We start from the raw sequence: 10,592 nt of genomic DNA on the forward strand, positions 1-10,592 counted from the left end.
GTGCCGGGGCGACTGCCGACGGCAGCGTTCCGGCCCGATCCACAGGAAGTCCAACGGTGATGATTGGTTTTTGTTGTTTAGAAGAGATAACTCATCGTCTTCATCGCACCTGTGCAAACTGTGGAGAACTCTCGTCGCCGCAGGTCAGACAGGTTATCCACCGGTGGTCAGGCTGTGGAGAACCGGGGGGTAAACCCGGCTCGTGGTCCACAGGCCGTCGCGTTCCCCTGGTTTTCCACCGTCGTCCACCGGTTGTCCACGGGTAATCCACTGGTTTTCTCCCCAGCGCTGTGGACAGCGGGGGCCGGCCTGACCGGCGTCGTCCCCAGAACCTTCAACAGGCCACCCACAGGCCGACCGTCGTCGGTGGACAACGCCGCCGTCGTCCCCAGGCGTCCACAGCCTTGTCCCCAGGGTTTGTCCACAGTCTGTGGGTAACCGGCCCCGAGCGGAGCGTGGTTGTCCACCGGTTGTGGAACAGGGGATGTGGACAACCGGGCGATCCTGTGGACGAACACGACGCCGATCCTGGGCCCTCGACCCGGTCGAGGGCCAAGCTCCGGTGCCCCACGGACGCGAAAACGCCCGGCCGAACCTCGGCCGGGCGTCGTCGAACCGCCACCTCCGGTGTCCCGGACGTGGCGTACGCCTCAGGTGTTCTGCTTGATCCGGTTGGTCAGCTCGGCGATCTGGTTGTACAGCGACCGGCGCTCGGCCATCTGCTGACGGATCTTCCGGTCGGCGTGCATCACCGTGGTGTGGTCCCGGCCACCGAATGCCTGCCCGATCCGGGGCAGTGACAGGTCGGTCAGCTCCCGGCACAGGTACATGGCCACCTGGCGGGCGTTCACCAGCACCCGGGACCGGGAGTGCCCACGCAGGTCCTCCAGGCTCACCCCGAAGTAGTCGGCGGTGGAGACCATGATCTGGTCGGCGGTGATCTCCGGGCCGGCGCCGTCCGGGATGAAGTCCCGCAGCACCTCCTCGGCCAGCGACAACTCGACGTTCGACCGGGTCAGGCTGGCGAACGCGGTGACCCGGATCAGCGCCCCCTCCAGTTCCCGGATCGAGTTCGACACCCGGGAGGCGATGAACTCCAGCACGTCCGGCGGCGCGTAGAGCCGCTCCTGGGCCGCCTTCTTCTGCAGGATCGCGATCCGGGTCTCCAGATCCGGCGGCTGGATGTCGGCGAGCAGGCCCCACTCGAACCGGGTCCGCAGCCGGTCCTCCAGCGTCGCCAGTTGCTTCGGCGACCGGTCGGAGGTGATCACGATCTGCTTGTTGGCGTTGTGCAGGGTGTTGAAGGTGTGGAAGAACTCCTCCTGGGTCCGCTCGCGGTTCTCCAGGAACTGGATGTCGTCGATCAGCAGGATGTCGACGTCGCGGTAGCGGCGCTGGAACGCACTGGTCTTGTCGTCCCGCAGCGAGTTGATGAAGTCGTTGGTGAACTCCTCGGTCGAGACGTACCGGACCGAGCGGGCGTTGCCCAGGGTCGTGGCGTAGTGCCCGATGGCGTGCAGCAGGTGGGTCTTGCCCAGCCCGGAGCTGCCGTAGATGAACAGCGGGTTGTACGCCTTCGCCGGTGACTCGGCCACCGCGACGCTCGCCGCGTGGGCGAACCGGTTCGACGAGCCGATGACGAACGTCTCGAACATGTACTTCGGGTTGAGCCGGTTGCCGCCGCTCTCCGCGCCGCCGGGTCGCCGGTCGTTCCCACCGCCGGGCCGGTGGTCGGCGCCGGTCCGGCCGGGGCCGCTGTCCGTACCCCCGTCGCGGGACAGGCCGCGCGGGTCGCGCGACGGCCGGGCCTGGTCGCGGTACGCCGGCTCGAAGCCGCGCGCGTCGGTGTCCGGCGCGTCGGGACGGTTGCGCTCCTCGAAGCCCCGCCGCTCCGGTGTGGGATGGCTCCCTCGCATCGGCTCGGCGAACCCCGCGCCGAAGAGAGTGTCCTGGCCGCCGTCCCGGCTGGTCGGGATCCGGCCCGGTCGGTGCCCGTCGTGCGCGGGCGGCCCGAGCTGGGACTGCTGCTCGCCGGGGCGTTCCGGGTACCCGTCCTCCTGCTGGTACGGCGGTTCCGGGTCGTCGTAGACCGGCGGCCGGGGATCGGGGTAGTCGCCCCCGGCCGGGTCGGACTCTGCCGTGGTGGGCTCGGGGCCGCTGCGGTAGACGGTGCCGGCGGGCCGCCCGGAGGCGTCCTCGGCGATCCGGACGGTGACCGCCACCTGGATCGGTCGGCCCAGCCGGCGGGTGAGCGCCTCGGTGATGGCCGGCCGCAGCCGCGACTCGATCACGTCCCGGGTGAAGGCGTCCGGCACGGAGAGCAGCGCGGTGTCCTCGACGATCGCCCGCAGCCGGGTCAGCCGGAGGTAGGCGCGCTGCTGCGCGGAGATGATCTCGTCGGCGAGCTCGTCCGTCGCCGCAGTCCACACCGCGGCAAGGTCGATCGATCCGGCCACCGTCGTGCACCCCCTCGCCTCTGCTCCCGGCCGCCGCTGTGGTCCAGTCGGCCGTGCCGGGCCCGCCACCGCGTTCGAGCGGGTGGTACCTCTCACCCACCGGACGGCTGACCGGCCGGCATCCACAAGTTATCCACAGCCTGTGTGTACCGACCGATTGTGGCCGCCCGCCGGACGCGGGTCGGACCTGCCCCCCTGTCGGGGAGGGGCGTTGAAGCGGGTTCACCGTGCCGAACGATCCACTGCCTTGTCCGGTCTTGCCTGCCGGCGACAACCCGGACACCGACGCGGACCGCAAACGCGCACGGTAACAGCGACGGCAGGCCACCATCAACCGCCGCCGCTCCGCAGCCCTTCTCGGCATCAGCGAAACCGCCTGATCGATGGGGGTGTCGGGCGCGTCGGGCGTCCGCCCTGGGCTGTTTGACGGTCATTGCCCCCCTGCGTAGGCTGGAGTGGCTGCTCTGTCGCCCTCTGCTAGGGTGATGGGTGCTTGCTGTCCGCGGTTGCTGCCCCGCACCGCCGAGGTCCCGCGTCGCCGGGCAGCACCGATCGGGGGCCACCGCCGAGGTGGTCTGGTCCACCACACGACCCCGGGCGATCCCGTGCCGGGGACGTACGAAAACGGAGAGCCTGACGTGAGCAAGCGCACCTACCAGCCGAACAACCGCCGGCGCGCGAAGACCCACGGCTTCCGGCTGCGCATGCGCACCCGTGCCGGCCGCGCCATCCTGTCGACCCGCCGCGCCAAGGGCCGCACCCGCCTGTCGGCCTGAGGCCGACCGGTCCGGTCCGGGGACGTGGGCAGTCGTGCTGACGGCCGCACAGCGACTGCGGCGTAGCAACGACTTCGCCGCAGCAGTCCGGGGTGGTCGACGCGCCGGACGCGGTGCCGTGGTCGTCCACCTGACCCTGCCGGCAGCCCCCGAACCCACCGCGACAACCTCGCCGGAGCCGGCGCGGAGCACCGACCCAGAGATGATCTCCGGGTCGACCCGCGCCGGCTTCGTCGTGTCCAAGGCCGTCGGCCCGGCGGTCGTCCGCAACAAGGTCCGCCGCCGGCTGCGGCACCTGGTCCGCGACCGGCTGGCCGGCCTTCCGCCGGGCAGCACGCTGGTGGTACGGGCCCTGCCGGCCGCCGCCGGTACGCCGTACGACCGACTCAGCGGTGACCTGGACGCGGCGATCGCCGCCGCCCGGGTGCCCCGGGGACGGCGGTCGCGGTGAGCAGCGGATCCGTCCCGCCGCAGCCCACGACCATGGGTGCCCGGGTGCTGAGTGGCCCCATCATCGCGTACCGTCGTTGGATAAGCCCGGCGCTGCCGGCCCGCTGTCGGTTCTACCCGTCGTGCAGTGCCTATGCGCTGGAGGCGGTGGCGCGCCACGGTGCGGTCCGGGGAGCCGTCCTGACGGTTCGGCGGCTGTTGCGCTGCCACCCTTTCCACCCAGGTGGACATGACCCGGTGCCGGAGCCGGGCGACCGCCGCCGTGCCGACGTGACTGGAGCCTGAGAATTGAGTCTCGACTGGATCTACTACGCGATCTCGTGGATCCTGCTGACCTGGCACTCGGCCTGGGACGTCATCGGGGTGCCGGTCGACGCGGTCCTCGGCACGAACTGGTCGTGGATCCTCGCCATCGTCTTCCTGGTGGTCACCGTCCGGGTGATCCTCTTCCCGGTCTTCGTCAAGCAGATCAAGTCGCAGCGGGCGATGCAGGCGCTCCAGCCGAAGGTCAAGGAGCTCCAGGAGAAACACAAGGGTGACCGGGAGACGCTCCAGAAGGAGATGATGGAGCTCTACCGGAAGGAAAAGGCCAACCCGTTGATGGGCTGCCTTCCGATGTTCCTCCAGATCCCGGTCTTCCTCGGTCTCTTCCACGTGCTGCGCCGTCTCGACCCGGCCAAGGAGGCCAAGACCCTCTACGGCTGGACGGTCGGGCAGTTCGACAGCGCCTCCAGCGCCAAGATCTTCACCGCCCCGATCGCCGGCAAGTTCGGCTCCACCGCCGACGAGCTGGCCCGGCTCGGCGCCAACGGCACCACCGTCAAGGTCATCGCCGGCGTCCTGGTGCTCGTCATGATGGGCACCACCTACCTCACCAGCCGTCAGATGATCCTCAAGACCGGCTGGGCGGAGGACCCGCAGCAGCGGATGGTGCAGCGACTGATGCTCTACGGCATCCCGCTCTCTCTGCTGATCTCCGGCTCGATCTTCCCGATCGGTGTGATCATCTACTGGGTCACCAACAACCTTTTCACCCTTGGTCAGCAGCAGTGGGTACTGCGCAAGTTCCCGCCGCTGGTGACCAACAAGGGGGTCACCGGGAACAAGGCGGCCACCGCCGGCCGGGGCCCGGTGCAGCCGGCCAAGACCGGTGGCTTCCTCAACCGGAACAAGCCCGCCCCCCAGGCCCCGGCCAAGCCGGCCGCGCCGAAGGTGGCCGGCCCGAAGCCGGGTGCCAAGCCGGTCAACCCGAAGAAGGGCCCGGCCAAGCGCCAGGGCTGATCCACCGGGCCGCCGTCGGGACGACCGACGGCGGCCTTCCGGTACCGCGCAGCCGCCGTTACGGCCGGCGCCGGGCCGGAACCCGCCGCGCCCCGCGCGGCCACGGGCGAGACTGCCCCTACAGACGTGCCCGTGGGCACCGGCCCGCTCTCGCCGGTAGCTCCGGGAAACCAGCGGACCCGACGGTCCGGCCGAGCTAGTACGGAGATGACACCGTGACCGACACCAGCATCCCCAGCGCGGATCCCTCGCTCGACGAGGAGACCGTCCCGACCGCCGCGACCGGTGAGGGTGAGCCCGAGGAGGGCGGCAAGGAGAAGAAGTCCGCCGGGGACGGCGAGCTGTTCTCGCAGAGCGAGATCGCCGCCGACTACATCGAGGGCCTGCTCGACATCCTCGACTACGACGGCGACATCGACGAACTGGTCTCCGGCGGCCGTCCGGTCGTCGAGGTGGTCGGCGCACGGCTACAGAACCTCGTCGGCCAGCGCGGTGCCACCCTGGAGGCACTCCAGGAGTTGGCCCGACTCGCGGTGTTCCGCCAGACCGGGTCGCCGAGCCGACTCCTGCTCGACGTCGGCGGCTACCGCGCCACCCGGCGCAAGGAGCTGGCCGCCGTCGCCAAGAACGCGGTGGAGAAGGTCAAGGAGCACGGCGAGCCGGTGCGGCTGGAGCCGATGTCGGCCTTCGAGCGCAAGTGCGTGCACGACGTGGTGAACGCGATGAGCGGTGTGGAGAGCGAGTCCGAGGGTGTCGAGCCCAGCCGCCGGATCATCGTCCGGCCGGTGGACTGACCTGGTGACAAACGACGACCTCACGGCGGCTGCCGTGTCCGGCCCGGGTGGTACGCCGCCCGGGCCGCCGGCTGTACGCCCCGTTCCCTCCCCGCAGGACGCCGCACTGCCGGCCGAACTGGCCGCCGCCGCGCGGGCGCTCTTCGGTGACCGGCTCGACCTGGCCGCCGGGTACGCCGAGCTGCTCGCCACCGACGGCGTGGTACGCGGCCTGATCGGCCCCCGGGAGGCACCCCGGATCTGGGACCGGCACCTGCTCAACTGCGCGGCCGTGGCCGAGCGGATCCCGGAGGGTGCCAGCGTGATCGACGTCGGCTCCGGTGCCGGGCTGCCCGGGCTGGTACTGGCGATCGCCCGCCCCGACCTGACCGTCACGCTGGTCGAGCCGCTGGCCCGGCGTACCTCGTTCCTCGTCGAGACGGTGGAGCGGCTCGGGCTGGCCAGGACGGTCCGGGTGTTCCGGGGGCGGGCCGACGAGGCCGCCTCCGGCGAGACCGGAGTCGGTCCGTTCAGCGCCGACGTGGTCACCGCGCGGGCCGTCGCACCACTGGACCGGCTCGCCGCCTGGTGCCTGCCGCTGGCCGTGCCCGGTGGCCGGCTGGTCGCCCTCAAGGGCGCCTCCGCGGCCGACGAGATCGCGGAGCACGCCGAGGTGGTGGCGAAGCTGGGCGGCGGCGAGCCGTCGGTGCACCTGTGTGGCACCGACGTGATCGACCCAGCGACCACGGTGGTGGAGATCGTACGGGAGCGGGTGGTCCGGCCCCCGGCGGCGAAGAAGGCCCCGAAGCGGTCGCGCGGCGGCCGGAAGCGGGCCCGCTGAGTCTGCGCCCGTCAGGTCGGCGGGGGCGGGACCTCCCGCGTCGGGTCCCGGGCTGAGTAGCGCGGATCCCGTCGAGGTGTGGTGGTGTCGAGAACGGAGATGGACCCGCCGCGCCCGTCCCCCGTAGGCTGGCCGCGCGTCGATAGTGTGGGGCGGGCGGGTGTCGGACGCACCGGTTCCCGACCGCTCCCGCCGGGCCGTACGATCCGCGGTGCGAGTGTGCGTGCGGCCACGAGACGGGGTGCGGACCGACCATCCGGAGCGGGTAGGGATGACAGGTGCATGACGACGGCAGGTACGACGATCCACGGGTGAACCGTCCCGAGGGGCCGAGCTCCGGCACGGACCCTGTTTCACGTGAAACCGACCGCCCCACCTGGTCGACCGGTGGGCAACCCACGGTGCGTCCCCCCGAGCACGATCCGGGGGTACGACGGGACGCCCCCGCCGTGGGTGCGGCGCGTCCGGTGCCCGAGTCGTACGTCCCCGCACCCGCACAGTCCACCCCCGACGGCCGGCCGGCCAACGCTCCGGCCGGACGCGCGACCGCGCCGGTCCGGCGCAACGCGGGGGCGCCGTCCCGCTTCGAGGCGCCGCCGAACGGTAATCCGCTGCCCCAGCAGCCTCAGCCCGACGGGGTGCCCGACGCGACACCGGTTGCCGTCGACACGCCGGGGCCGGTCCCCGGGGGCCTCGCCGTCGACCCGGCGAGTGCCGCGTACGTTTCACGTGAAACTCCGACGCGCGAAGAGGATGACCCACCGTTGGCTATGGAGGCGATGCGCGCCGTGCAGATCCTTAATCCGAGTGGCGAGGTGACCATGCCCCGCCCGACACGGACCCGGGTGATGTGCGTCGCCAACCAGAAGGGCGGCGTGGGCAAGACCACGACCACGGTGAACCTGGCGGTGGCTCTGGCCCTGCACGGTAACCGGGTGCTCGTGGTCGACCTCGACCCGCAAGGCAACGCTTCCACCGGGCTGAACGTCCCGCACCACACCGGGGTGCCGGACGTCTACGACTGCCTGATCAACAGCGTCCCGCTGGAGGAGGTGGCGCAGGAGGTCGAGGGCATTCCCAACCTCTGGTGCGTGCCGGCCACCATCGACCTTGCCGGCGCCGAGATCGAACTGGTCTCCGTGGTCGCCCGGGAGTCCCGGCTCTCCCGCGCCATCGACGCGTACCCGGGCCACTTCGACTACGTGTTCATCGACTGTCCGCCCTCGCTCGGCCTGTTGACGGTCAACGCCCTGGTGGCCGCGCAGGAGGTGCTGATCCCTATCCAGTGCGAGTACTACGCCCTGGAGGGACTGAACCAACTGATCAACAACATCAACCTCGTCCGCAAGCACCTGAACCCGAAGCTTGAGGTCTCCACGATCCTGCTCACCATGTACGACCGCCGTACCCGGCTGGCCGACGCGGTGGAGCAGGACGTCCGGAACCACTTCGGCGACAAGGTGCTCCAGGCGGTCATCCCGCGGAACGTCCGGGTGTCGGAGGCGCCGAGCTACGGGCAGTCCGTGATGACCTACGATCCCGGTTCGCGGGGGGCCACGAGCTACTTCGAGGCCGCCCAGGAGATCGCCGAGCGTGGCGTCAAGGAGCCGGTGAGCCGGAATGCGTAGTGCGGATGAGTCGCTGGGAGGCGTCGCATGAAGAACCGTCCCCGTGGCGGTCTGGGTAGGGGGCTCGGGGCGCTGATCCCCACCGGGCCGGCGGAGGAGGCAGTGGGCACCGTCGCCGTGCCCGTGGAGGCCGACGACGCCGTACACCCCGCCGACGTGGCGGCCCCCGACGTGGCGGTGCCCGCACCGGTGGCCGTCGCGCCGGCGCAGCCCGCCGAGCCTCAGCTCAGCCCGGTGCCCGGCGCGCGCTTCGCCGAGATTCCGGTCGACGCGATCGTGCCGAACCCGAAGCAACCCCGGCACGTCTTCGACGACGAGGCGTTGGAGGAGCTGAAGACGTCGATCCAGGAGGTCGGCTTCCTCCAGCCGATCGTCGTCCGGCAGCTCGACAGCGAGAAGTACGAACTCGTCATGGGTGAGCGGCGCTGGCGGGCCGCCCAGGCGGTCGGGCGGGAGAACATCCCGGCGATCGTCCGGGACACCAGGGACGACGCGATGCTCCGGGACGCCCTCCTGGAGAACATCCACCGGGCCAACCTGAACCCGCTCGAAGAGGCAGCCGCCTACCAGCAGTTGCTGGAGGAGTTCGGGGCAACCCACGAGGAGCTGGCCCGGCGGATCGGCCGGAGCCGGCCGCAGATCTCGAACACCATCCGGCTGCTGAATCTGCCCGCGCAGGTGCAGCGCCGGGTGGCGGCGGGAGTGCTTTCGGCGGGCCACGCCCGCGCGTTGCTCAGCCTCGACGAGCCGGAGGCGCAGGAGCAGTTGGCGCTCCGCATCGTCGCCGAGGGCCTCTCGGTCCGGGCGACCGAGGAGATCGTCGCGCTGGCCCTCAACGACGGGTCGACGAAGACCGCAGCGGCCAAGCGCCGTTCGAAGCCGCACGCTCCGGCACTGACCGATCTGGCCGACCGGCTGTCGGATCGCTTCGACACCCGGGTAAAGGTGGACATCGGTCGGAGCAAGGGGAAGATCACGATCGAGTTCGCCACGGTGGACGACCTGGAGCGGATCGTCGGCCTCATCGGCGTCGGCCAGGACGAGCCCGACTCCGAGGCCGACTCAGCGGACTGACCGACCCGCCTGCCCGGCATTACCGGCCGCGTACCCACCACGGGTACGCGGCCGGTTCGCGGTGTGGGCTTCGCTGCGGTTGCCGCGCAGTCGGGAGCGGCGCCCCGAGCACGAGCCGGCACAACCTGTGCGGGCACGATCGGTTCCGGCACGTCTTCGCGGTGGCGCCCGGTGCCACACCGCCGACGCCCGACGCATCCTCCGGTTTCACGTGAAACCCGGATGCCGTGCAACCGGATGGCCTCCCGAGACGGTGCTCGAAAGCGGCGGACCCTCTCGTCGGCTGTCTGCGCCAGGCGGCTCCGGGGTCTTCAGATCGCTCGTGGGTAGTTCGAGCCGCCGCCGGGACCCGCTCGCTGCTGACCGTCGAGCGGTCGCCCGAAACGCGGCCCGATGGAGATGTCACTCTCGGCGGCTCATCGGCGGACGGCCTGCTGCGGTGGGCGAGGCGGCTCGCGTCGGCGGCCCGATCCCCGATCGGCAGCGTCACCACCCGGGGTCTCCGCGCCCGGGTCCCGCTGATCCGTCGTCTCGGCGGTCGACAGCACCTACTGACTCGGCAGCCCGGCCGGAACCGTTCCTCGCCAGGCGGGAGCCGATGGAGGACGTCGGCGGCGGACGCCCTGGGGCCCGAACTAGCCCAGGGCGTCACGGCGAGCACGCCAGAACGGTGCTGGATGGGTGTTGAGCCGCCTGACGGCGCGCTGGGCCGCCTGGTTGCCCGCTTCCCTGACTCGGGGTAGTCCTGAGCCCCCTGTGGCCCCTGAGTTGATCTGAGGCTCTTCCTGGCCGCGCCGTGGGACTGGACCGTCGTTCCGAATCACGGCAGTCCTGGAACGAGCCCGCGCTCTCGGGTCTCCGGCGTCGACGGTTGCCGTCGTGGGTGCCGCCCCCGCTCCCGGATCAAGACCGCTGTCGGCCGCCCAAGGTGCGGCTGCTCCGACGCCTGGTCTTCTCCCGCACCCGGACCTGTTGATCCGATCCCACTCGGCTTCGTGATCACCTCGCTCCAGCCCTCCTGGTTCGAGGTCGGCCGCTCGCCGGGTGGATGCTTCAGGATCGGTGGCCCGCCGGGTCCGGTTTCACGTGGAACAGGCGCGCGTCCGGCCACCGGTCCGTCAGCCGCATCGCCGGGCGGCCGGACGAGGTTGAGGCCCACCCGGGAGGCTCAGCGGCGAAGCCCGTCTTGTCCAGCGAGACGAGGCACCGACAATCTCGGCGCCCCGCGCCCCGCGCCCCGCGCCCCGCGCCCCGCGCCCCGCGCCCCGCGCCCCGCGCCCCGCGCCCCGCGCCCCGCGCCCCGCGCCCCGCGC

The 10,592-nt window shown here is 71.3% G+C and carries 9 protein-coding genes; 8 read left to right on the forward strand and 1 reads right to left on the reverse strand.

Features of this window, described 5'->3' with window-relative positions:
- Window positions 1–650 precede the first annotated feature (650 nt).
- Complete coding sequence (gene dnaA, locus ACIQG9_RS12485) at window positions 651–2,582, reverse strand: chromosomal replication initiator protein DnaA (RefSeq protein ID WP_400400929.1); 1,932 nt, start codon at window positions 2,580–2,582, stop codon at window positions 651–653.
- A gap of 512 nt (window positions 2,583–3,094) precedes the next feature.
- Between dnaA and rpmH the strand changes: the two genes are divergently transcribed.
- The 8 genes from rpmH (at window position 3,095) to ACIQG9_RS12525 (ending at window position 9,279) form a co-directional block, all read left to right on the forward strand.
- On the forward strand, window positions 3,095–3,232 hold the full coding sequence (gene rpmH, locus ACIQG9_RS12490) for a 50S ribosomal protein L34 (RefSeq protein WP_067300964.1): 138 nt from the start codon (window positions 3,095–3,097) through the stop codon (window positions 3,230–3,232).
- 34 nt (window positions 3,233–3,266) lie between these two features.
- Complete coding sequence (gene rnpA, locus ACIQG9_RS12495; RefSeq protein ID WP_400400932.1) at window positions 3,267–3,683, forward strand: ribonuclease P protein component; 417 nt, start codon at window positions 3,267–3,269, stop codon at window positions 3,681–3,683.
- A 32-nt stretch (window positions 3,684–3,715) separates the two neighbouring features.
- Window positions 3,716–3,967: a membrane protein insertion efficiency factor YidD gene (gene yidD / locus ACIQG9_RS12500; RefSeq protein WP_400400976.1), complete on the forward strand. Its 252-nt coding sequence runs from the start codon at window positions 3,716–3,718 to the stop codon at window positions 3,965–3,967.
- Window positions 3,968–3,970: 3 nt separating this feature from the next.
- Complete coding sequence (yidC, locus tag ACIQG9_RS12505; RefSeq protein ID WP_400400934.1) at window positions 3,971–4,963, forward strand: membrane protein insertase YidC; 993 nt, start codon at window positions 3,971–3,973, stop codon at window positions 4,961–4,963.
- A 215-nt stretch (window positions 4,964–5,178) separates the two neighbouring features.
- Window positions 5,179–5,757, forward strand: a complete 579-nt coding sequence (locus ACIQG9_RS12510) for a protein jag (protein WP_400400936.1) — start codon at window positions 5,179–5,181, stop codon at window positions 5,755–5,757.
- A gap of 118 nt (window positions 5,758–5,875) precedes the next feature.
- Window positions 5,876–6,577, forward strand: a complete 702-nt coding sequence (gene rsmG, locus ACIQG9_RS12515) for a 16S rRNA (guanine(527)-N(7))-methyltransferase RsmG (protein ID WP_400400978.1) — start codon at window positions 5,876–5,878, stop codon at window positions 6,575–6,577.
- 278 nt (window positions 6,578–6,855) lie between these two features.
- On the forward strand, window positions 6,856–8,205 hold the full coding sequence (locus tag ACIQG9_RS12520; protein WP_400400938.1) for an AAA family ATPase: 1,350 nt from the start codon (window positions 6,856–6,858) through the stop codon (window positions 8,203–8,205).
- Window positions 8,206–8,232: 27 nt separating this feature from the next.
- Window positions 8,233–9,279: a ParB/RepB/Spo0J family partition protein gene (locus ACIQG9_RS12525; RefSeq protein WP_400400940.1), complete on the forward strand. Its 1,047-nt coding sequence runs from the start codon at window positions 8,233–8,235 to the stop codon at window positions 9,277–9,279.
- The last annotated feature ends 1,313 nt before the right edge of the window (window positions 9,280–10,592 follow it).

Source organism: Micromonospora sp. NPDC092111, from assembly GCF_044755745.1.
In the GTDB taxonomy this organism is placed as follows: Bacteria; Actinomycetota; Actinomycetes; order Mycobacteriales; family Micromonosporaceae; genus Micromonospora.